17 protein-coding genes are annotated in these 21,128 nt (G+C 72.2%); 4 read left to right on the top strand and 13 right to left on the bottom strand.

The genetic code is table 11. The features are described from left to right. Positions 1–7 precede the first annotated feature (7 nt). From rsmA to ASD19_RS06595, 7 genes are read right to left on the bottom strand one after another with little or no spacing between them, the layout of a single operon-like run. Positions 8–883 carry a 16S rRNA (adenine(1518)-N(6)/adenine(1519)-N(6))-dimethyltransferase RsmA gene (gene rsmA, locus ASD19_RS06565; protein ID WP_055990025.1) on the bottom strand — a complete coding sequence of 292 codons (876 nt, stop codon included), beginning with the start codon at positions 881–883 and terminating at the stop codon, positions 8–10. A gap of 18 nt (positions 884–901) precedes the next feature. Beyond that, a complete protein-coding gene (locus ASD19_RS06570) occupies positions 902–1,798 on the bottom strand; it encodes a TatD family hydrolase (RefSeq protein ID WP_055990028.1) in 897 nt (298 codons plus the stop codon). Between the two features lie 17 nt (positions 1,799–1,815). After that, on the bottom strand, positions 1,816–3,393 hold the full coding sequence (gene metG, locus ASD19_RS06575; RefSeq protein ID WP_055990031.1) for a methionine--tRNA ligase: 1,578 nt from the start codon (positions 3,391–3,393) through the stop codon (positions 1,816–1,818). After that, entirely contained in the window at positions 3,390–4,967 is a 1,578-nt protein-coding gene (locus ASD19_RS06580) for a gluconokinase (protein ID WP_055990033.1), read from the bottom strand. Before ASD19_RS06580 ends, metG begins: the two co-directional genes overlap by 4 nt. A 14-nt stretch (positions 4,968–4,981) precedes the next feature. Continuing rightward, positions 4,982–6,001 carry a zinc-binding dehydrogenase gene (locus tag ASD19_RS06585; RefSeq protein ID WP_055990035.1) on the bottom strand — a complete coding sequence of 340 codons (1,020 nt, stop codon included), beginning with the start codon at positions 5,999–6,001 and terminating at the stop codon, positions 4,982–4,984. A gap of 14 nt (positions 6,002–6,015) precedes the next feature. Beyond that, the gene (locus ASD19_RS06590; RefSeq protein ID WP_055990038.1) at positions 6,016–6,786 is read right to left on the bottom strand and encodes an SDR family oxidoreductase; all 771 of its coding nucleotides are present in this window, start codon (positions 6,784–6,786) and stop codon (positions 6,016–6,018) included. Between the two features lie 16 nt (positions 6,787–6,802). Continuing rightward, entirely contained in the window at positions 6,803–8,185 is a 1,383-nt protein-coding gene (locus ASD19_RS06595; protein ID WP_055990041.1) for a GntP family permease, read from the bottom strand. 137 nt (positions 8,186–8,322) lie between these two features. Between ASD19_RS06595 and ASD19_RS06600 the strand changes: the two genes are divergently transcribed. Further along, the gene (locus ASD19_RS06600) at positions 8,323–9,030 is read left to right on the top strand and encodes a FadR/GntR family transcriptional regulator (RefSeq protein WP_055990045.1); all 708 of its coding nucleotides are present in this window, start codon (positions 8,323–8,325) and stop codon (positions 9,028–9,030) included. A gap of 13 nt (positions 9,031–9,043) precedes the next feature. Here ASD19_RS06600 and rsmI read toward each other — a convergent pair whose 3' ends face one another. Beyond that, positions 9,044–9,862: a 16S rRNA (cytidine(1402)-2'-O)-methyltransferase gene (rsmI, locus tag ASD19_RS06605; protein WP_055990051.1), complete on the bottom strand. Its 819-nt coding sequence runs from the start codon at positions 9,860–9,862 to the stop codon at positions 9,044–9,046. Between the two features lie 84 nt (positions 9,863–9,946). Between rsmI and ASD19_RS06610 the strand changes: the two genes are divergently transcribed. Then, positions 9,947–10,495 (top strand): NADPH-dependent FMN reductase, encoded by a 549-nt coding sequence (locus tag ASD19_RS06610; protein ID WP_055990054.1) that lies wholly within the window; start codon positions 9,947–9,949, stop codon positions 10,493–10,495. A gap of 27 nt (positions 10,496–10,522) precedes the next feature. On the opposite strand, the gene ASD19_RS06615 is transcribed toward ASD19_RS06610, so the two are convergent. Further along, complete coding sequence (locus ASD19_RS06615) at positions 10,523–11,302, bottom strand: DUF222 domain-containing protein (RefSeq protein ID WP_442922513.1); 780 nt, start codon at positions 11,300–11,302, stop codon at positions 10,523–10,525. Further along, positions 11,194–11,745, bottom strand: a complete 552-nt coding sequence (locus ASD19_RS15000) for a DUF222 domain-containing protein (RefSeq protein WP_082543024.1) — start codon at positions 11,743–11,745, stop codon at positions 11,194–11,196. The genes ASD19_RS06615 and ASD19_RS15000 overlap by 109 nt, the downstream gene beginning before the upstream one ends. Positions 11,746–12,254: 509 nt before the next feature. On the opposite strand from ASD19_RS15000, the gene ASD19_RS06625 reads away from it, so the two are divergent. Beyond that, positions 12,255–13,766, top strand: a complete 1,512-nt coding sequence (locus ASD19_RS06625; protein WP_055990063.1) for a dolichyl-phosphate-mannose--protein mannosyltransferase — start codon at positions 12,255–12,257, stop codon at positions 13,764–13,766. A 54-nt stretch (positions 13,767–13,820) separates the two neighbouring features. On the opposite strand, the gene ASD19_RS06630 is transcribed toward ASD19_RS06625, so the two are convergent. The 3 genes from ASD19_RS06630 to ASD19_RS06640 form a co-directional block, all read right to left on the bottom strand. After that, positions 13,821–14,657, bottom strand: coding sequence for an aldo/keto reductase (locus ASD19_RS06630; RefSeq protein WP_055990066.1), 837 nt, complete (start codon positions 14,655–14,657; stop codon positions 13,821–13,823). A 54-nt stretch (positions 14,658–14,711) separates the two neighbouring features. Further along, positions 14,712–15,986 (bottom strand): glycosyltransferase, encoded by a 1,275-nt coding sequence (locus ASD19_RS06635; RefSeq protein WP_055990069.1) that lies wholly within the window; start codon positions 15,984–15,986, stop codon positions 14,712–14,714. A gap of 72 nt (positions 15,987–16,058) precedes the next feature. Next, on the bottom strand, positions 16,059–17,003 hold the full coding sequence (locus tag ASD19_RS06640) for a DUF817 domain-containing protein (RefSeq protein WP_055990072.1): 945 nt from the start codon (positions 17,001–17,003) through the stop codon (positions 16,059–16,061). 57 nt (positions 17,004–17,060) lie between these two features. Here ASD19_RS06640 and hrpA point away from each other — a divergent pair, with 57 nt between their 5' ends. After that, positions 17,061–21,035, top strand: coding sequence for an ATP-dependent RNA helicase HrpA (gene hrpA / locus ASD19_RS06645; protein WP_055990075.1), 3,975 nt, complete (start codon positions 17,061–17,063; stop codon positions 21,033–21,035). Positions 21,036–21,128: the final 93 nt, after the last annotated feature.

The following is a 21,128-nucleotide window of genomic DNA, read 5'->3' on the forward strand; positions in this document are numbered from 1 at the left end:
CCCCAGGCTATCCGTCGACGGCCGCCGGGGCCGCCCCGGGTCGGACCGCGCGGGCGATCCGGACGAAGTCGTCGATCGCGAGCTCCTCGCCCCGGGCGGTGGGGGCGACGCCCGCGCGCTCGAGAACCTCGGTCGCACCCGCGGCCGAGCCGCCCAGGACGCCCGCGAGCGCCTGGCGCAGCATCTTGCGCCGCTGCTGGAACGCGGCGTCGACGATCCGGAACGTCAGCTCGCGCTCGGCCTCGGTGCCGCGCGGCTCGGCGTCGCGGTGGAAGCCGACCAGCACGCTGTCGACGTTCGGCACCGGCCAGAACACCTGGCGCGACACGGTGCCGGTCAGGCGCCACGGCCCGTACCACGCGGCCTTGACGCTCGGCGCTCCGTACACCTTGCTGCCGGGAGGGGCGGCGAGCCGCTCCCCCACCTCGGCCTGCACCATCACGACGCCGCGCTCCAGGGCCGGGAACGTCTCCATGAAGTGCAGCAGCACGGGCACCGACACGTTGTACGGCAGGTTCGCGACCAGCACCGTCGGGTCCCCCGGCAGCTCGGTCACGCGCAGCGCGTCCGCGTCGACGACGGTCAGCGCGCCCTCCGGGACGCCGTGCGCGGCCGCCGTGGCCGCCAGCTCGGCGGCCAGGCGGTGATCGATCTCGACCGCGGTCACGCGCGCGCCGGTCTCCAGGATCGCGAGCGTGAGGGATCCGAGCCCCGGCCCGACCTCGACGACCCGGTCGTCCGCCGTGACGCGCGCCACCTGCACGATCTTGCGGACCGTGTTGGCGTCGACCACGAAGTTCTGCCCGAGCTTCTTGGTGGGCGTGACGTCGAGGCGCGCGGCGAGCGAGCGGATCTCGGTGGGACCGAGGAGAGTGACCATCACCCTATTGTCGCCGGTCGCTCAGAACTCCCCGTACACCGCGAGCGTGTTGGACGCGACCTGCGCGCACAGCTCGTCGAGGTCGGCGCCGAGCTCCGCGGCCATGAACCGCATCGTCACGGGCACCAGGTACGGCGCGTTGGGGCGGCCTCGGTGCGGCACGGGCGTGAGGAACGGCGCGTCCGTCTCGACCAGGATGCGCTCGCGCGGCGTCACGGCGAGCGCGTCGCGCAGGTTCTGCGCGTTCTTGAACGTGATGTTGCCCGCGAACGACAGGTAGTAGCCGGCGTCCGCGCATTCGCGGGCCATGTCGGCGTCGCCCGAGAAGCAGTGGAACACGGTGCGCTCGGGGGCGCCCACGCGCGCGAGCGTGTCGAGCACGTCGCGGTGCGCCTCGCGGTCGTGGATCTGCATCGCGATGCCGTGCTTCTTGGCGAGCGCGATGTGCGCCTCGAAAGACGCGTGCTGCGCCGGCAGGCCGGGCTCGTCCGTGCGGAAGTAGTCCAACCCGGTCTCGCCGATCGCGCGCACGCGCGGGTGCGCGGCGAGCTCGTCCATGACCGCGAGGGCCTCGTCGAGGCGCCCGGCCTCGGCGTAGTGCGGCGCGTCGTTCGGGTGGATCGCGACGGCGGCCAGCACGCGCGGGTGCGCCTCCGCGGCTGCGACGGCCCAGCGCGACGACTCGATGTCGCCCGAGGCCTGCACCACGCCCGCGATGCCCGCCTCGAGCGCGCGGTCGAGCTGCTCCTCGAGGCTCAGGGGCTGCTCGCCGTCCTCGATCTCGAGGTGGCAGTGGTTGTCGAAGACCGGCACCGCGAGCGGCTCGGGCACGGGCGGATGCCGGAGGTCCTTGCGGCCGTCGGCGTCGCGCTGGCGGACGTAGCGGCTCGGGTCGTCCGGGGTCTCGAGCGGGGTCATGCGGCGGCGGCCCCGGGTCAGTCGGCCTGCTCGATCCGCGGGAAGAGCGGCGCGAGCGCCTGCGTCGCGGTGCCGGCGGGCAGCTGCCCCCAGGCGCCGGCCTCGCGGATCGGCTGCGCGGCGAGGCCGCCCAGCGCGCCCTCGGCGCCGAGAGCGGTCCACAGCTTCCCGGTGGCCTGCGGCATGACGGGCGACAGCAGCACCGCGAGCGCGCGCAGCCCCTCGGCGCACGTGTACAGCACGGTGGCGAGACGCTCACGCTTCGACTCGTCCTTCGCGAGCGCCCACGGCTCGTTCTCGGTGATGTAGCCGTTCAGCTCGTCGACGATCGTCCAGATGCGCGCGATCGCCTCGTCGATCCGGAACCTCTCGATCGCCGCGTCGGCCTCGCTCGCCGCGTCGGCCACGACCTGCTGGATCGCCCGGTCGGCCTCCGTGTACTCCCCCGGCTGCGGGATCACACCGTCGAAGTACTTGCCGATCATCGCGATCGTGCGCGACGCGAGGTTTCCGAAGCCGTTCGCGAGCTCGGCCTGGTAGCGGGCGGAGAGGTCCTCCCACGAGAACGAGCCGTCCTGACCGAACGCGATCGCCGACAGGAAGTAGAAGCGGTACGCGTCCGAGCCGAACACGTCGGTGATCGCGTCGGGAGCGATGCCCGTCAGCTTCGACTTGGACATCTTCTCGCCGCCCACGAGCAGCCAGCCGTGCGCGAAGACGCCCTTGGGCACCTCGAGGCCCGCGGCCATCAGCATGGCGGGCCAGATCACGGCGTGGAAGCGCAGGATGTCCTTGCCGACCACGTGGTAGCCGGGCCAGCGGCGGTCGAAGGACTCGGGGTCGGCACCGTAGCCGATGCCGGTCGCGTAGTTCAGCAACGCGTCGATCCACACGTAGAGCACGTGCGAGGAGTCCCACGGGATCGGGATGCCCCAGTCGAACGCGGAGCGCGAGATCGACAGGTCCTTGAGTCCCTGCTGCACGAACGCGACGACCTCGTTGCGCGCCGACTCGGGCTGCACGAAGTCGGGACGGTCGCGGTACAGGGCGAGCAGGCGGTCCTGGAACTCGCTGAGCTTGAAGAAGTAGTTCTTCTCGTGGAGCAGCTCGAGCGGCTTCGAGTGGATCGCGCAGACCTTCAGTCCCTCGAACGCGCCCGTGCCGTCGACGATCTCGCTCTCGGGCTTGAACTCCTCGCAGCCCACGCAGTACAGCGCCTCGTACTCGCCCGCGTACACGTAGCCGCGGTCGTAGATGGCCTGCCAGAACTTCTGCGCGTTGGTCTCGTGCCGCTCCTGCGTGGTGCGGATGAAGTCGTCGTTCGCGACATCCAGGGTCTCGAGCAGCGGCTGCCACGACTCGGACACGAGCTTGTCGACCCACTCCTGCGGCGAGACGCCGTTGGCGGCCGCGGCCCGCATCATCTTCTGGCCGTGCTCGTCGGTGCCCGTGAGCATCCACGCGTCGTCGCCCGCCTGGCGGTGCCAGCGCGCGAGCGCATCCACCGCCACGGTCGTGTACCCGTGCCCGATGTGGGGCACGTCGCTCGGGTAGTAGATCGGCGTGGTGATGTAGAACGATCGGCCGGAAGTCACCCGTCAATCCTAGATGCGCCTTCACCCGGCGTTTCGCGGTCCAGCGGGAGCGAGGGGGCGAGCTTCTGCAGGCGCGCGTTGGTCGACAGCAGGGCGTCGTAGAGCTCGTCGAACATGGGGCGGAGGGTCGCGTAGACGGCCGCGTCCGCGGGGCGCGTGCGCACCTCGCGGCTGACGGGGATCATCTGGGCGGCCACGTCGATCGACTCGATCAGGCCGAGGGCCTCCATGCCGAGCAGGGCGGCGCCGAAGCCGGAGCCCTCCTGCCCCTCGGGCAGGCCGATGGGCGTGCCGAGTGCGTCGGCGAGCGTCTGCTGCCACAGAGGGTGCTGCATGACGCCGCCCGTCGCGCGGATCTCGTCGATCTCGAGCCCCGCCGCGCGCATCGAGTGCAGCACGAGCGAGAGCTGCAGGGCCACGCCCTCGACCGCCGCGCGGACGAGGTGCTCGCGCCGGTGCCCGCGGGTCAGTCCGACGTAGGCGCCGCGCGCGACGCTCGACCAGTGCGGCGCCCGCTCGCTGAGCAGGTACGGCAGCATCATCAGACCGCCGGATCCCGCCGGGACCGCCGCGGCCTCGTCGAGCAGCTGCGCGGTCGGCACGTCCTCGCCGCCGGCGATCTCGGAGCGCACCCAGTCGAGCACCACGCCGCCGTTGTTGATCGCGCCGCCGATCACCCAGCGGTCCTCGGTCAGGGCGTAGCAGAACACGCCCCCGCGGGGGTCGACCGCGGGCCTGTCGACGCCCACGCGCAGCGCTCCGCTCGTGCCGATCGAGCAGGCCGCGACGCCGGGGCGCACGGCGCCCACGCCAAGGTTGGCGAGCGGGCCGTCGCCGGCCCCGACCACCACGGGCGTCGCGAGCGGCAGGCCGGTCGCGGCCGCGGCCTCCTCGGTCATGCCGGGCAGCACGGTCGTGGTCGAGACGAGCTCGGGCAGCTGGTCGTCGCGGATGCCCGCGAGGCTCAGCGCCTCCTTGTCCCACGCGAGCCGGTGGATGTCCATCAGGCCCGACGCCGACGCGAGCGAGTGGTCGACCACGAGCGCGCCGGTCATCCGGAGCAGGACGTAGTCCTTGATTCCCACCCAGAACGCGGCGCTCTGCCGGATGCGCGGCTCCTGCTCGCGGAACCACATCAGCTTGGTGAGCGGCGACATGGGGTGCACGGGCGTGCCCGTCCGACGGTGCAGCGCCAGCCCCCCGGCCGACGCGCGCAGACGCTCGGCCTGCACCGAGGCGCGCGTGTCGGCCCACGTCACGACCGGCGTCAGGGGCTGCAGCTCGACGTCCAGCGCCATCACGCTGTGCATGGCCGACGAGTACGACAGGCCCGCGATCCGGCCCGCGCCCACCTCGGCGACGACCTCGCGCACGCCCGCGTACACGGCGCCGAGGATGAGGTCGGGGTCCTGCACGGCGTGGCCGGGATGCGGCTCCTCCAGCGGGTAGCCGTTCGAGGCGGTCGCCACGCGGCGACCGTCGGGCGTGTACGCGACGACCTTCGTGGCCGTCGTGCCCATGTCGACACCGATGACGACGTCGCGCGCTCCCCGCGGCTCGGCTCCTGTGCCCATGTCCGCTCGCTTCCTCAGGCCGCCGGCTCGCCCAGCGACACCACCACTTTGCTGGATCGGCGCGAGTCGCGCGCCAGCTCGAATGCCTCCAGCGCCCGGTCGATGGGCAGCACGTCGGTGACGACCTGCTCGAGCTCGGGGCGCGCGGCCAGCAGCGCGACGGCCTCGTCGATCTCGTCGCGGAACCGGAACGCACCCAGCAGCGCCACCTCCTTCGAGATGAACGGCGCGAGGTTGATCGGCCGCGGCTCGTTCGGCAGCATCCCGACCTGCACCACGGTGCCGCGGCGGCGCACCGCCACGCCCGCGGCGCTGATCGCGACGAGAGCGCCCGAGCACTCGAGCACGACGTCGAACGCCTCGACCGGCAGCGACTCCTCCGTGACGCGCACGACCGCGTCGGCGCCGAGCGTCGTGGCGCGCTCGAGCGGCTCGGCGAGCACGTCGCTGACGGTGACGGATGCCGCGCCGCGCGCCTGCGCGGCCGCGAGCGCCAGCAGGCCGATGGGACCCGCTCCCGACACGAGCACGCGCGCGCCAGCGAGGTCCCCGGCCCGCGTCGCGGCGTGGAGGGCCACGCCGAGGGGCTCGGCGAGGACCGCCCGGCGCACCGGCAGACCCTCGGGCAGCACGCGCACCATGTCGGCGCGCACCACGAGCAGCTCGGCCATCGCGCCCTGCGTGTGGGGCCACGTCGAGGCGCTGCCGAGGTAGGAGCCACCCGGCCACAGGTGCGGCTGGTCCTCGGTGCCGGGCACGGCGGTGCCGAACCGCGCCGGGTGCACCGTGACCGGCGTGCCCGGGGCGAGGACGCCGGTGGGGTCGAGGTCGACCCGTCCCGACAGCTCGTGGCCGGGCACGAGGGGCTCCCGCACGACGTACTCGCCGTTCGCGCCCTCGAAGCAGTAGTGCAGGTCGGATCCGCAGATGCCGACGTAGTCGATCCGGATCCGCACCTCGCCCTCGCCGGGCTCGGGCTGCGGCGTCTCGCGCACCGCGAGCGCCTCCTTGCCGTCGATCCAGACCGCGCGCATGTGGTTCCTCCTGCTCACACGACCGCGGTCATGCCGCCGTCGACGAAGATGTTCTGCCCCGAGACGAAGCTCGACGCGTCCGACGCGAGGTAGAGCAGCGTGCCCCACAGCTCGCGGAAGTCCCCCCAGCGCTGCGCCGGGGTGCGGTTCACGAGCCACGAGTTGAACGCCTCGTCCTCCACGAGGGCGCGGTTCATCTCGGTGGCGAAGTAGCCGGGCGAGATGGCGTTGACCTGGATGCCGAAGCGCGCGAGATCCGCCGCCATGCCCTGGGTCAGCAGCGCGACGCCGCCCTTCGACGCCGAGTACGGCGCGATCGTCTGGCGCGCCAGCTTCGACTGCACCGAGCCGACATTGATCACCTTGCCCGAGCCGCGCTCGGCCATGCCCGGCGTCACGAACCGCGACACGTAGAACACGCTCGACAGGTTCGCGGCGATGACCGTGTCCCAGTCCTCCACCGGGAACTCGGTGAACGGCGCGCGGCGCTGCACGCCCGCGTTGTTGACGAGGATGTCGGGCACGCCGTGCTCGGCGATCAGGCCGCCGATCCCGTCCTCGACCGCTGCGGCGTCCGTCACGTCGAACCCGACGCTCGCGGGGCGGAAGCCGCTCGCGCGCTCGAGCTGGTCGCTCGCGTCGCGCAGGGCGCCCTGGTCCCGGCCGTGGAGCACCACCCTGGCGCCCGCCTCCGCGAGCGCCAGGGCGAGCGACCGGCCGAGGCCGCGCGACGAGCCCGTCACCAGGGCCAGGCGGCCCGTGATGTCGAAGATGTCGTTCGTCATGGTCCCGGCCGCCGGATCAGAAGATCGCGTAGACGGCGAGCACGATCGCGAAGCCGACGAGCGACTCCAGCGCCTGCTGCACTGTCCACGTCTTCAGCGTGGTCTTCACATCCATGTTCATGAGGCGGCCGACCAGCCAGAAGCCCGAGTCGTTCACGTGGCTGGCGAACACCGAGCCGGCCGCCGCCGCGAGCGTGATGGCCGCGGTGTCGACGACGCCGAAGCCGCCGGCCGTGACGGCCGGGGCGAGCAGGCCCGCCGTGGTGACGAGCGCGACCGTGGCCGAGCCCTGCGCGACGCGCAGCGCGACCGCGATCAGGTATGCCGCGAAGATGAGCGGCAGGCCGAGGTCGTCGAGCGACTCCGAGAGCGCCGCGCCGATCCCCGACGCGCGCAGGACGCCGCCGAACATGCCGCCCGCGCCCGTGATCAGGATGACCGACGCGACCGTGCCGAGCGTGTTCTCGATCAGCTTCTCGAGCGCCGATCCGGTCTCGCCGCGGAACTTGCCGAGCACCAGCAGCGCGACCAGCGCGGTGATGAGCAGCGCGACCGGCGACGTGCCGATCAGCATGAGCGCCTGCACCCAGGTGTCGTCGCGGTTGACCGCGCCCACCGAGCCCAGCGCGTTCAGGCCCGTGTTCATGAAGATCAGGAGGATCGGCAGCAGCAGGATCGCGACGACCGTGCCCGCCTTGGGCGGGTTCACCGGCTGGTCGGGGTCGGTCGTGCCGAACAGTGCGGGGACGATCATCGGGTAGCGCTTGTTGACGAACTTGCCCCACAGGTAGCCCGACAGGTACCACGCCGGGAACGCGATCACGAGGCCGATCAGCATCACGACGCCCAGGTCGGCGCCGAACAGCTCGGTGGCCGAAACGGGGCCCGGGTGCGGCGGCAGGAAGACGTGCATGACCGAGAACGCCGCGGCGCCGCTGAAGCCGTAGAGCAGCAGGTTCTTGCCGCCGATGCGGCGCGCGACGGCGAAGATGATCGGCAGCATGACCACGAGGCCCGCGTCGAAGAAGATCGGGAAGCCGAGGATCAGCGACGTGAGACCGAGCGCGAACGCCGCGCGCTTCTCGCCGAAGATCGCGACCATCCGCTCGGCGATGACCTTGGCGCCGCCGCTGGACTCGATCAGGCGGCCGATGATGGCGCCCAGGCCGATCAGCAGCGCGACCGATCCGAGCGTCGATCCGAAGCCCGAGACGAGCACCTCGTTGACCAGCACGCCCATCGGCAGCCCGGTGGCGATGGCCGTGAGCAGCGAGACGACGATCAGCACGAGGAACGCGTGCAGGCGCACCTTGATGACCAGGAACAGGATCAGGGCGACGGCCGCCGCGGCGATGCCGAGCAGCGGACCGGCCCCGAGGGTCTGGGTCCAATCTTCCATGTGGTTTCTCCGTTGAAATCGAGGGATCGCGCCGTCGTGGCGCTCCGCGCGTCGCGGCTCGGGAAAGTCGAGACCGCTCAAAGGTACTACTTATTCAGCAGGTAAGGTAGCACCATTCCGGATGGCAAGGGAGCGAGATGGCCGGTGGAGTGCACTCGGACGTGCTCGGCGAGCTGGGGCGGCGCATCGCGGCGGGCGAGATCCCGCCCGGCGCCGTGCTCACCCTGGCGGGCATCGAGGCCGAGCAGGGGGCGTCGCGCACCGTCGTGCGCGAGGCGGTCCGGGTGCTCGAGAGCCTCGGGATGGTCGAGTCCCGCCGCCGGGTCGGGATCACGGTGCTCCCCCGCGAGCGGTGGGACGCGTTCGATCCCCTCCTGATCGGCTGGAACCTGGAGGGACCGTTCCGGCAGCAGCAGCTCGAGGCGCTCATGGAGCTGCGCGTCGCGGTCGAGCCGATGGCCGCGCGCCTCGCGGCGGAGCGGGCGACGCCGGCCCAGCGCGCCGAGCTCAAGCGTCTCGCAGAGGAGCTCAACGACCTGGGCCATCGCGGCCTGGGCGCCTCAGACCCCTATCTCGAGATCGACCTGGCGTTCCACGCGACGCTTCTCGCAGCATCCGGCAACCCGCTGCTGGCGGCGCTCGAGCGCCCGGTGCACGCCGTGCTGGAGGGCCGCACACGCCTGGGCCTCACTCCCTCGATCCCAGTCGCGGGGACGCTCGAGGACCACCTGCGCCTCGCGCTCGCGATCGTCGCCGGCGACGCGGATGAGGCCGAGCGGCACTCGCGCGGGCACATGCACACCGTGTGGGGCGAGGTGGCCGGCGACGCGTCGGCCTGGGGCTGACGCGAGCCCGTGCTCAGCCGCGGGCCGCGAGCGCGGCCTGATACAGGTCGCGCGACGAGTGCCCCGTGTGCGCGGCGACCTCGGCGGCGGCATCCTTGAGGCGCGTCCCCGACGCGACCAGGCTCTGCACCTGGGCGAGCGCGTCCTCGAGCGGGGTCTCGCCCGCGGTCGCGCCCTCGACCACGATCACGAGCTCGCCGCGCACGCCCGCCTCGGCCCACGCGACCAGCTCGGCGAGCGTGCCGCGCGCGACCTCCTCGTGCAGCTTCGTGAGCTCGCGGCAGACCGCCGCGCGCCGGTCGGCGCCGAACGCGGACGCCATGTCGGCCAGGGTCTGCGCGACGCGGGTCGGCGCCTCGAAGAAGACGAGGGTGCGCGACTCCGCCGCGAGGGCCGTCAGCTCCCGGCGCCGCTCCCCGGGCTTGCGGGCGACGAAGCCCTCGAACGCGAAGCGGTCGGTCGGCAGGCCCGACACCGCCAGCGCGGTGAGGACCGCGCTGGGACCGGGGATGGCCGTGACCAGGACGCCGGCCTCGGCCGCCGCCGATACGAGCCCGTAGCCCGGGTCGCTGACGGTGGGCATGCCCGCGTCGGTGAGGACGACCAGATCCTGCTCGCGCGCCAGCTCGACCAGCTCCCCGGCCCTCTGCCGCTCGTTGTGGTCGTGCATCGCGATCAGCCGCGGGCGGTTCGAGATCCCGAGCGCGGCGAACAGCCGCTGCGCCGTCCGGGTGTCCTCGGCCGCCACCAGGGGGGCCTCCTCGAGCACCTCGATCAGGCGCCGCGAGGCGTCGCCGAGGTTGCCGATCGGGGTCGCCGCGAGGATGATCACCGCCTCAGCGTAGCCGCGTCCACCCCCTTGGCCCGGGCGCGGCCGGCGCCCAGACTGGGGGTCCTACGACGAGAGGAGCCAGCCATGGCCGACACGCCGCTCATCCAGATCATCATCGGAAGCACGCGCCCCGGACGTATCGGACGCACCGTCGCGGAGTGGTTCACGGCGCACGCCGAAGCAGACGAGCGGTTCGACATCGAGCTGATCGATCTCGGCGAGGTGAACCTGCCGATGCTCGACGAGCCGAACCACCCGCGCAAGCGCCGGTACACGCAGGAGCACACGAAGCGCTGGAGCGAGACCATCGACCGCGGCGACGCGGTCGTGTGGGTCATCCCGGAGTACAACTACGCGCTCAACTCGGCGACCAAGAACGCGATCGACTACCTGTTCCACGAGTGGGCAGGAAAGCCCCTCGGCGTCGTGAGCTACGGCGGCGTCTCGGGCGGCCTCCGCGCGGCACAGCAGCTCAAGCAGGTCGGCTCGTCGCTGTGGATGAAGACCATGCCGGACATCGTGATGATCCCGAACGTCCACTCCCTGGTGGACGACGACGGCGCACTGCAGCCCACCGAGATCATGGACACGTCGGCCGCAGCGCTGCTGGACGCGATCGCCGAGCGACTCTAGCCCGGGACGCCGCTTCCGCGCTCGACCTCAGAAGGGTGGGGCGCCCCCACCGGCGTATTCGATGCGGTACGGGCTGTCGAAGTACTCGTACCCGGCCGGGGACCGGTACCGCAGGATGCCGCGGCCGACCTGGGTCACGCCCCAGGGCGAGTGGTGCTTCATCATGTGATGCGGCTCGCACAGGTGGGCCGTGTTCTCGACGCTGGTGGGGCCGTCCTTGGACCACGGGATCGTGTGGTCGATGTCGCAGTTCTTCGCCTTCGTCGTGCACCCCGGGACCCGGCAGGTGCCGTCCCTGGCCAGCAGGTACCGCCGCTGCGCCGCCGTCGGCGTTCGGTGGTCCACCGTGAGGAGGGCCCCGGTGTCGGGGTGCAGGAACAGCCGCTCCCACCCCACCGCGCCGGCCGCGAGGCGGCGGGCGGTGTCCGCGTCGATCGGCCCATGCCCCGCCAGCAGGGCCGCCTCGTCGTCGAGACCGGCGAGGGTGTTCACGGGGATGGTGACCTCGATGGTCGCGGCGATGTGCGCCTCGACCGGGTGCCCCGACGGCATGCCCGACAGCAGCAGATCCAGTGCCAGATCCGCCCGCAGCCGCCCCAGCTCCCGCTCGTCCGCCGCGACCGCGGGGTCGTCTGAACCGCGGCGGGCGCGCGTGACCACCCTCGCCTGTGCGGTGAGGCGGTCATGGGCGGCGTGGATCACGTACGCCGGACCGCTGATGCACAGCACCGCCTGCCCGTCCGGCTGGTCCTCCACCCACGTGCCCCGCCGCTCCCGCGCCTCCTCATGCCGCACCGTCGCCGACACCGGCTGATGCTTCTCCGCCACCCGCGCAGCCAGCGCCTTGGTGCGATACGGGGTCGCCTTCTCCGCCAGCGGGAGGATCTCCGACTCGAACGCCGCCCGCACCGCATCACCCGCGCAGCCAGCGCCTTGGTGCGATACGGGGTCGCCTTCTCCGCCAGCGGGAGGATCTCCGACTCGAACGCCGCCCGCACCGCATCCTCATCGAGGTCCGCACCGGCCTCTGCGATCACCTGCGCATGCCGCGAGGTGATCCGCCCCTCCCCGAGCGCCGCGTGCGTCGCCGGGAACCGGGTCACCAGCGTGTGGGCGCGATCCATCCGGCCCTGCATGGCGCGGGGCGACTCCCTCGTCGCCAGCGCCAGCTCCGCCGCCATGGACCGCACCGGGAACTCGTACACGCTCGCATCCGGCATCCGCCCGATCTGATCGATCGCGATGCCCATCGCCTCCGCCTGCAGCGCCGCCTCCTCGGCATCCAGCGCCGCTCGTGGTCGGCAACCAGGTCGCCGCCCGCCTCGCGGCGCGTTTCGGGCCGNGACCGCACCGGGAACTCGTACACGCTCGCATCCGGCATCCGCCCGATCTGATCGATCGCGATGCCCATCGCCTCCGCCTGCAGCGCCGCCTCCTCGGCATCCAGCGCCGCCCGCTCCCCCCGGATCGCCTTCAACCGCTCCACGATCGCACGCGTCCGCGACAGCTCAGCCGGGGTGAACTCCCACCCCGAGCTGTCCGCATCCGTGAACCGTGGCATGCCCCCATTCTCCCACCACCCTCGGACATTTGTTCGAAGGTCGGGAGAGGTTGTGGAGAAGTCGGAGGGCTGCGCCGCGGGCGGGTTCAGCCGTTTCGACTCCGCTCGCTGGCGCTCGCTCAGCTCAACGAACACGGCGGGGCGGCGCTCCCTCGCTCGGCGCCCGGGGCCGACGAGCGCCCGCCGTAGGCTGATCGGGTGACTCTCGCGCCCCGGACCGCCCGCTGGCTGGTCCCGCTCGCGCTCACGCTGCTCGCCGCCGCGCTGCGCTTCATCGGGCTGTGGCATCCGCAGGACCTGGTGTTCGACGAGACCTACTACGTCAAGGACGCGTGGACGCTGCTGCACCTCGGATACGAGGGCGCGTGGCCCGACGACGCGAACGAGAGCTTCACGTCGGGCGACACCGACGTGTACTCCACCGACGCCGCGTACGTCGTGCATCCGCCGCTGGGGAAGTGGCTGATCGCGCTCGGCATGCTGCTGTTCGGGGCCGACTCCGGCTTCGGATGGCGCTTCTCGGCCGCGCTGATCGGCACGCTGCTGGTGCCGCTCGTCTACGAGATCGCGCGGCGCCTCTCGGGCTCGATCGCGATCGGCGCGGTCGCGGGCGGCCTGCTCGCGGTCGACGGGCTCGCGATCGCGCTCAGCCGGGTGAGCCTTCTCGACGGGTTCCTGGCGTTCTTCGTGACGCTCGCGTTCTGGTTCGTCCTGCTCGACCGCGATCGCACCGACGAGCGCATCCTGTCGTCCGAGGGCATCGTGGGCCCCTTGATGTGGCGCCGCCCGTGGATCGTCGCCGCCGGGCTCGCGCTCGGCGCGGCGTGCGCCGTCAAGTGGTCGGGGCTGTACGTGCTCGCCGCCGTCGGCATCTGGATCGTCGTCCACGACGCCATCGTGCGGCACCGCGCGCGCAAGGAGGAGTGGTTCGCCGGATCCGTGCTGCAGGGCGCCATCGCGTTCGTGCTGCTCGTCCCCGTCGCGGCCGCGGTCTACCTCGCGTCGTGGACCGGATGGCTCGTCACATCGGGCGGCTACGACCGGGGTTCGGATGCGAACCCCCTCGTCGCGCTCCTCAACTACCACTCGTCGATGTACGCGTTCCACGTGGGGCTCTCCAGCAGTCACCCCTACGCCAGCCCGGCCTGGCAGTGGCCGCTGCTGCTGCGGCCCACCGCGATGTGGCTGGCCCGCCCCGAGGCGGGCGAGGAGTGGTGCGGCTGGAGCGACGACTGCATCGGCGTGATCGGCAGCCACCCCAACCCCGTGACGTGGTACGCCGCGTGGGCGGCGGTCATCCTGGCGGTCGTGCTGCTCATCCGCCGCCGCGCGGGCGCCCTCACGCCGGGCTTCGGCTTCGCGCTCACCGGCCTCGCGGCGACCTACCTGCCCTGGCTGCTGTACCCGTCGCGCACGATCTTCCAGTTCTACACGGTGGCGATGCTGCCGTTCCTGGTCATCGCGCTGGCCCTGGCGCTCGGATGGCTGACGCGTCCGCGCGATCCCGTCACGCCGCGCGACCCGAGCCCGGTGGAGGTCGTGTCGGCCGAGGAGGTCGCGGCGGCCGAGACGCGCGCGTGGCGGGTGTTCGCGATCGCGTTCGTCGCGCTCGCCGTGCTCACCGCGGTGTTCTTCCTGCCGCTGTCGACCGGCTTCCTCGAGCCGTACCCGCTCTGGCAGCTCCACAACTGGCTGCCCGGCTGGGTCTAGCACGAGGCCCCGGATCCGACGTCCGGATCCGGGGCCTCGACGGCTCAGCGAGCGTCAGTTGAGCTCGAGCGGGTGGGCGCCCACGCGGCCCGAGCCGTCCAGCGGGTCCAGCGCGTCGATCGCGGCGACCTCGGCGTCGGTCAGCTCGAAGTCGAACACGTCGAAGTTCTCGGCCATGCGCTCCGGGCGCACCGACTTCGGGAAGACGATGAAGCCCTTCTCGAGGTGCCAGCGGATGACGACCTGCGCGGGCGTCTTGCCGTGCGCGGCGGCGGCATCGGCCACCGCCTTCTCGCCGAAGAGGTCGTACTTGCCCTGGCCCAGCGGACCCCAGGACTCGATGAACATCCCGTGGTCGGCGGCCCACTGCGTGATCTCGCGCTGCTGGTATGCCGGGTGCAGCTCGATCTGGTTGACCGCGGGGGTCACGCCGGTCGCCTCGACGACCGCCTCGAGGTGCTCGACCAGGTGGTTCGAGACGCCGATGCTGCGCGCCTGACCGGCGTCGCGGATCTCGACGAGCTTCTGCCACGCGTTCACGAACGTGCCGCGCTCGGGGGCGGGCCAGTGCGTCAGGTACAGGTCGACGTAGTCCAGGCCCAGCTTCTCGAGGCTCTCGGCGATGGCGGCCTTCGGGTCGTCGCCGCCCTGGCGGTCGTTCCAGAGCTTGGTGGTGATGAACAGCTCGTCGCGCGGGATGCCGCTCTTGGCGATCGCGGCGCCGACGCCCTCCTCGTTCTTGTAGATCGCCGCCGTGTCGATGTGGCGGTATCCGGCCTCGAGGGCCGCGGTGACGGCCGCCTCGGCCTCGGCCGGGGGCACCAGGAAGACGCCGAAGCCCAGCTGGGGGATCTCGAAACCGGAGTTGAGGGTGATGGTGGGTACGCTCATGATCTCGAGCCTAGAAGCGCCAGAGGCCATTAGGGGCGACTGGCGACAAATCCGTCAGACGAACACGGGGTCGAGCGCCGCGACGCGGTGGAAGAGCCGGTCGAACACGCTCATCCGGTCGAACTGCAGCGCGTGGGCGCGCGCCCGCTCCTCCCACACCAGGCGCTCCTCCGGGCCCATCGCGAGCGCCCGGTCGATGCTCGCGGCGATCTGATCCGGCGCGTCGACGTCGATGACCATCGCGGTGTCGCCCACAGCCTCCCCCACGCCGCCCGTCAGGGTCGTGATCGCGGGGCCGCCGCCCGACAGCGCCTTCTCGGCGAGCGCGATGCCGAACGTCTCGATGAACTCCGGCCGCGGCTTGGTCGGCAGGACGTAGGCGGCCGATCCGGCGAACAGGAACGGCTTCTCGGCGTCGTCGACATCGGTCAGGAACCGGATGCGGTCCGCTGCGGGCGAGGCCGCCGCGATGCCGCGCAGCTCCTGCTCCTCGGGCCCGCGCCCGGCGATGATCAGCTGCTTCCCCGCCGCGGACTCGGACGCGGCGAAACCCGCGATCAGGTCCTCGACCCCCTTGGCCCGCGCCAGGCGCGACAGGTACAACACGTAGCCGTCGCGCTCCAGACCGCGCACCGCCAGGTGCCGATCGACCTCGGAGGGATCGAGACCCAGGAAGAGCGAGGAATCGATCGCGGGGTACGAGATCGCGATCTTCTCGGCGCAGCGCTCGGCGTAGCGGGTGCCGTGCATCCGGTCGAGCAGGCCCGCTTCCTCGACGATGAGGTCCTTCGTGTACTGCGACACCGCGACGCACACGTCGCTCGCCAGGTACGACTCCAGCACGTGCGCGGCGGCGCCGAAGCGCCCCTCGGTCACGCACTGGCGGACGACGTTGGTGACATCGGATCCGACCGCCTCGGCGATCGACACGACGTTCACCGGCAGGCCGGTCCGGCGCGCGACCTCGACCGCGTCGGTCACGGCCGTGGTGTGCGGGCTGAGGTACAGCGACATCGCGACCGTGGGCACGCCGTCGGTGAACAGCTCGACGAGCCGTCCGACCAGACCCTGGATGTACCGGCCGTCGACGACCTTGTAGTCGCCGACCGGCTCGGGACGCTCGACCACGATGCCGTCGCTGTACGGCAGCACGGTGTCGAGCGGCTTGAGCGGCAGGCCCGCGGCCTCCAGGCGCTCGATGGGCCACGTGACGATCCGCACCTCGTCGAAGCCGCGCCGCAGCGCCGCCTCCGCCAGGTTGCGGGCTTCGCCGGAGTGACCGCAGATCACGGGATCGGCACGGACGACGATGACGAGTCGGCGGGACATGTCGGCTCCTCTGCTCGGGGGCGCAGATGCGGCTCGCTGCCGCGATTCCGGGCATGGTACGCCACGGATGTGTCAGACGGATGCCCGATCCGGAAACGCGGGCACCGCTCCCCTCCCGGCGCCCTCCACCGGGTCCGTCGCCTGCGGCCGGTAGACGAACGTCACCAGCACGACCGAGATGATCATGAGCAGCAGCCACGACACCAGCTTCGAGATCGACACGATCTGCCAGCCGTCCGCCTGATCCGGGTAGATCCAGGCCCCTGCCGCCGTGCCGATGTTCTCGGCGATCCAGATGAAGAACGCCACGCCCGTGAACGCGACCAGGATCGGCATGCGGCGCCACGCCCGCGTGCGGTGGTTGCGGAAGTGCAGGGTGCAGCGCGCGCAGACGACCAGCACCAGCGCGAGCAGGACCCACCGCGCGTCGGGCAGGTAGTGGTGCGAGAAGAAGTTGACGTAGATCGCCGCGGCGAGCGCCGCCGTGGCCCACCGCGCCGGGTACCGGTCGAATCGCAGCTCGAACAGGCGGAACACGCGGACCATGTACGAGCCGACCGCCGCGTACATGAACCCCGTGTAGAGCGGCACGGCGGCGATCCGCAGCACGCCGTCGCCCTCGTAGCTCCACGACCCGACGTCGGTCTTGAACACCTCCATCACCATGCCGACGGCGTGGAACAGCAGGATGACCCACAGCTCGCGGCCGCTCTCGAGCCGGAACACGAGCATGAGCGCCTGGATCGCGACCGCGGCGATCACGAGCGCGTCGCTGCGCGCGACCAGCGCGTCGTCGGGGTACCAGAGCCGCGCCGCGACGATCGCCGCGAGCATGGCCGCCCCGAAGATGCAGGCCCACGCCTGCTTCAGCACGAACACCGTGAACTCGATCAGCCCGCGCCGCGCCGGACCGCCGCCCTCGAGGCGGGCGAGGCGCCGGGACGCCCAGGCGTCGATGCGCTGCTCGACGGGCGTGAACGCCCGGCGGCTCTCAGACTGCTGCGACGCGGGCGACATGGCGCGGCCCTAGGGCCGCCGCCGGGGAGCCGCCCGGGACTCGTAGACTGGGAGGCTATGCCCGAGGACCCGACCGCGCCCTGGCGGATCGCCTACCCGCCCGAGCTGCCCGTCAGCGCCGCGCGGGACGAGATCGCGCGCGCGATCCGGGAGCACCAGGTCGTGATCGTCGCGGGCGCGACGGGCTCGGGCAAGACCACGCAGCTGCCGAAGATCGCGCTCGAGCTGGGCCGGGAGCGGATCGCACACACCCAGCCGCGGCGGCTCGCGGCGCGCACGATCGCGGAGCGCGTGGCCGAGGAGCTCGAGGTGCCGCTCGGCGGGCTCGTGGGCTACAAGGTGCGCTTCACCGACAAGGTCTCGGACTCCACGCGCATCGCGCTGATGACCGACGGCATCCTGCTCAACGAGATCCACCGCGACCGGAGGCTGTCGCGCTACGACACGATCATCGTGGACGAGGCGCACGAGCGCTCGCTCAACGTCGACTTCCTGCTCGGCTACCTCAAGCAGCTGCTCCCCCAGCGTCCCGACCTCAAGGTGATCATCACCTCGGCCACGATCGACCCGGAGTCCTTCGCGAAGCACTTCGCGGCCGCGGACGGCACGCCCGCACCGATCATCGAGGTCTCGGGGCGCACGTTCCCTGTGGAGATCCGGTACCGCCCGCTGGTGGCGGATGCCGCGGCCGAGGACGCGCCCGACGAGGGCTACGAGGTCGAGGACGAGGTGTCGGCGATCGTCGCGGCGCTGCGCGAGCTCGACCGCGAGGCGCCGGGCGACGTGCTGGTGTTCCTGCCGGGCGAGGCCGAGATCCGCGACGCGGCCGACGCCGTGCGCGGCGCGTTCCGCGACCAGCGCGCGCCCACCGAGGTGCTGCCGCTGTACGGCCGGCTGAGCGCGGCCGAGCAGCACCGCGTGTTCGAGCGGTCGACCGTCGCGGGCCTCAAGCGCCGAGTGGTGCTCGCGACCAACGTGGCCGAGACGTCTCTGACCGTGCCGGGCATCAAGTACGTGATCGACACGGGCACGGCCCGCATCTCGCGATACAGCAACCGCGCCAAGGTGCAGCGCCTGCCGATCGAGGCGATCTCGCAGGCGTCGGCGCAGCAGCGGTCCGGTCGCGCGGGCCGCACCAGCGCCGGCATCGCGATCCGGCTGTACGGCGAGGACGACTTCGCGCGCCGCCCCGAGTTCACCGAGCCCGAGATCCTGCGCACGAGCCTGGCGTCGGTCATCCTGCAGGCGCTCGCCCTGGACTTCGGCGACATCCAGGACTTCCCGTTCCTGACGCCGCCCGACTCGCGCGGCGTCAAGGCCGCCCTGGATCTGCTGGTCGAGCTCGGCGCCGTCGTGCTGACGCGGGACGGCTCGCCGCGGCTGACGCGCGTGGGCCGCGACATCGCGCGCCTGCCGATCGACCCCCGCTTCGCCCGGATGCTCGTCGAGGCGCACCGCAACGGGACCGTTCCCGAGGTGCTCGCGATCGTGTCGGGCCTGTCGATCCAGGACGTCCGCGAGCGCCCCGAAGAGCAGCGCGAGCAGGCGGATCAGGCGCACGCCCGGTTCGCGGATCCGACCAGCGACTTCCTGACGCTGCTCAACCTCTGGAACCACCTGCAGGAGAAGCAGGACGAGCTCGGCTCGAGCGCGTTCCGCCGCCTGTGCCGCGCGGAGTTCCTGAACTACGTGCGCGTGCGGGAGTGGTTCGACGTCCACCGCCAGCTCCGGGGACTGGCCTCGGGGCTGGGACCCCGCGACAGCGGGAAGCGCAATCGATCTGCGAGCGCTTCCCGGTCGTTGAGCGGAGCGAGCGCCAGCGAGCGGAGTCGAAACGGAGGAGACCAGCCGGGGCATCAGGCCGATCTGATCCACCAGGCCCTCCTCGCCGGTCTCCTGTCGCAGATCGGGTTGCTCGACGAGCGCGAGAAGTCGAAGGACCCGCGCAAGGGAGCCGAGTACCGCGGTGCGCGCGGCATCCGGTTCTCGATCTTCCCGGGTTCGGTTCTGCGCAAGCGGCGACCGAAGGCGGTCATGGCCGGCGAGCTGGTCGAGACCTCGCGGCTGTTCGCCCGGACGGTCGCGCAGATCGACCCGGCGTGGGCGGAGGCGCTCGCGGGCGACCTGGCCAAGCGGCAGGTCACCGAGCCGCACTGGTCGAAGGACGCGGGGGCCGCGGTCGCGTACGAGAAGGTCACGCTGTACGGCGTCGAGATCGTGCCGCGCCGGCGCATCCAGTTCGCGCGCGTGGACCGCGCGGCGGCGCGCGAGCTGTTCGTCCGGCACGCGCTCGTCGAGGGCGAGTGGGATCCGTCCCGCCTGCCGCAGAACGTCACGGCGTTCCTCCGCCAGAACCACGAGCTGCGCCGCCGCCTCGAGAAGCTCGAGGAGCGCGAGCGGCGCCGCGACATCCTGGCCGGCGACGAGGCGGTCTTCTCATTCTACGACGCCCGCATCCCCGCCGACGTGTTCGACATGCGGTCATTCGAGGCCTGGTGGCGGGACGCGCTGACGCGCACGCCGAAGCTGCTGACGATGCGCGAGTCCGACCTGGTCGAGGGCCAGGCGACGGCCGATGCGCGCGACTTCCCCACGCGGTGGACGCAGGGCGATCAGACGCTCAACCTCGCGTACCGGTTCGAGCCGGGCGCGCCGGATGACGGCGTGACGGTGGTCGTGCCGCTCGCCCTGCTGGCGTCGCTCGAGCCGGTCGGCTTCGACTGGCAGGTGCCGGGCATGCGGTCGGAGCTCATCACGGCGCTGCTGCGCGCGCTGCCCAAGGCGATCCGCCGGCACGTCGTTCCCGCGGCGGACTGGGCCGACAAGCTCGCCGCCGAGCTCGAGGGCGCGGGCCCCGAGGACCACGCCGGCCGGCCGCCGCAGACCCTGCGCGAGGCGCTCGCCCGTCGCATCCAGCGCGTCGCGAACCAGCCCGTCACCGACGCGGACTTCGAGATGGAGCGCGTGCCCGCCCACCTGACCATGTCGTTCCGCGCCGTGGATGAGCGCGGCCGTGCGCTGGGGTCGGATCGGGACCTGCGGGCGCTCCAGGAGCGGCTCGCGGGGCGCGCGCGGCAGAGCGTCGCGCGGTCGCTCGACCGGGCCTCCCAGCAGGCCGAGGCGCGCAAGGCCGGCCCCGCAGCCGTCGCCGCGACCGCATCGGCCTCCGTGCTGGAGCGCAGGGGCCTCACCGACTGGGCGATCGGCGATCTGCCCGAGGTGGTCGACACCAAGGTGGCCGGCGGTGTCGTGCGCGGCTATCCGGCGCTGGTCGACGCGGGCTCCTCCGTCGCGCTGCGCGTCGAGGCGACGCCCGAGCGCGCGGCGTCCGAGACCCGCCGCGGCGTGCGGCGGCTCCTGCTGCTGCAGGTTCCCTCCCCGACTTCGTACGTGCAGGAGCACCTCACCGCGAACGAGAAGCTCGCGCTGGCCGCCTCGCCGTACCCGTCCGCCAAGGCGCTGATCGAGGACTGCCGCGCCGCCGTCGCCGACGCCGTGATCGACCGCGCAGGCGCGCTCCCCCGCACCCGCGCGGCGTTCGACGCGCTCCGCGCCGAGGCCACGCGCGGATCCGTGGACGACGTGTTCGCCTGCGTGTCGCTCGTCGCCCGCATCCTGACCGCCGCGCGCGAGGTGGAGCGCGGTCTCAAGAAGTCGAACTCCATGGCCCTCCTCGGTCCGCTCGGCGACATCCGCGGTCAGCTGGCGGGCCTCATCCACCCGGGCTTCGTCTCGGCGACCGGGCTCGCGCGCCTGCAGCACCTGCCCCGCTACCTCGAGGGCGCGCGACTGCGTCTCGAGGCGCTGCCCGACAACCCGGGGCGCGACCGCGCTTGGATGACGGAGCTCGAGCGCGCGACGGCCGCCTTCGCCGAGGCCGGCGGCACGATCCCGCTCCCGGCCGAGACGCCCGAGCGCCTCGTACGCGTGCGCTGGATGCTCGAGGAGCTGCGCGTAGGCCTGTTCGCGCAGCGCCTCGGCACCGCCGAGCAGGTCTCGGTGCAGCGCATCCAGAAGGCCCTGCGCGGCTGAGATCCGACGCCGCCGGGCCGAAACGGGGGCGAAACGCCGCCGATTTAGAATGGACCATCCCTCGCACTCGCACCGCCGCCTCGCACACCCGCA

This window comes from Microbacterium sp. Root53 (assembly GCF_001426925.1).
GTDB lineage: Bacteria > Actinomycetota > Actinomycetes > Actinomycetales > Microbacteriaceae > Microbacterium.